This is a genomic window from Methylobacterium oryzisoli (assembly GCF_046557895.1).
Classification (GTDB): Bacteria; Pseudomonadota; Alphaproteobacteria; order Rhizobiales; family Beijerinckiaceae; genus Methylobacterium; species Methylobacterium oryzisoli.
Genome location: NZ_JBKIBX010000117.1, coordinates 1 through 1,342, shown reverse-complemented (window position 1 = coordinate 1,342; position 1,342 = coordinate 1). Strand labels below are relative to the sequence as shown.

Genomic DNA, 1,342 nt, shown 5'->3' with positions numbered 1-1,342 from the left:
GGCGGGGACCCGCCAGCGGGTCCCCGCGCGAAGGTTTAGTGAGCGTTGGCCGGCACGGTGCCGTTGGCGGCGTGGTGGCGGATCAGCATCGGCCGCAGCACCGTGAGCGCCAGCGTTGCCGCGATCAGGTCCATGATCGCCACCGTGTACAGCACGGTCGCCCAGGTCCCGGTCGCCTGCATCAGCACGTTGCCCAGCGGCACCATCAGCGCCGCCACACCCTTGGCGCAGTACAGAACACCGTAGATCTTGCCGATATGCGCCGACCCGAACGTGTCCGCGGCGGTGGCCGAGAACAGCGAGTACACCTCGCCCCAGGCCAGGAACACGATCCCGCTCAGGATCACGAACGCCCACGGATTGTGCCCGAAATAGCCCAGCGCCACGATGCCCACGCCCTCCAGCGTGAAGGCGATGAACATCGTCCGCTCGCGCCCGATCCGGTCCGAGATCCAGCCGAAGAACGGCCGCGAGATCCCGTTCATGATCCGGTCCAGCATCAGCGCGAACGGCAGCGCCGCCATGGCGAAGAAGTACAGGTTCACCTGGAAGTTCTTCACCCCCAGATCCTGCGCGATCACGCCCAGCTGCGCCACCGCCATCAGGCCGCCGGTCACCGTGCAGGTGAACATCACCATCATCACCCAGAACACCCGGGTGCGCAGCGCCTCAGGCAGGGTGTAGTCGCGCCGCGACTGCAGCACCTTCGAGGAGAAGATCACCTCGCCGCGGGCCGGCGAGCGCAGGCCGATCGAGGCCAGGATGATCAGCGCGCCCTGGATCAGGCCGAAGATGAAGAAGGCCTTCTGGAAGCCGCCGTCGGCGATCATCGAGGCGATCGGCAGGATGGTCAGGGCCGAGCCGGCGCCGTAGCCGCCGGCGGTGAGCCCCACCGCCAGGCCGCGCCGGTCGGGGAACCACTTGAGGGCGTTGGCGATGCAGGTGGCGTAGACGCAGCCCACGCCGATGCCGCCGACCACCGCGCCGAGATAGTAGCCGGTGAGCGAGGTGGCATACGAGTTGATGACCCAGGCCAGACCCGTGAAGAAGCCGCCGGCCATGACGACGCGGCTGGGGCCGTAGCGGTCGATGAAGTGGCCCTCGATGGGGGTGAGCCAGGTCTGGGTGACGACGAAGATGGTGAAGGCGACCTGGATGGCGGCGCGGTCCCAGCCGAAGGTCTTCTGGATCTCGGGGACGAACAGGGTCCAGGCGTACTGGATGTTGGCGGCGGCCACCATGCAGACCACCCCGAGGGTGAGCTGGAGCCATCGTCCGGCGATGGGGGTGGCTTGCGCGCGTGATGCGGCAACGGAGGTCATGGACTGGTTTCCTCACCTTA

The 1,342-nt window shown here is 67.5% G+C and carries 1 protein-coding gene; it reads right to left on the bottom strand.

The genetic code is table 11. The features are described 5' to 3' along the window. Positions 1-35 precede the first annotated feature (35 nt). On the bottom strand, positions 36-1,322 hold the full coding sequence (gene oxlT / locus ACKUB9_RS34285; protein WP_407530942.1) for an oxalate/formate MFS antiporter: 1,287 nt from the start codon (positions 1,320-1,322) through the stop codon (positions 36-38). Positions 1,323-1,342 lie beyond the last annotated feature (20 nt).

Bases quoted from the DNA above. Each gene is read 5' to 3' on its own strand.
- oxlT (WP_407530942.1), bottom strand. From the start codon at position 1,322: ATGACCTCCGTTGCCGCATCACGCGCGCAAGCCACCCCCATCGCCGGA.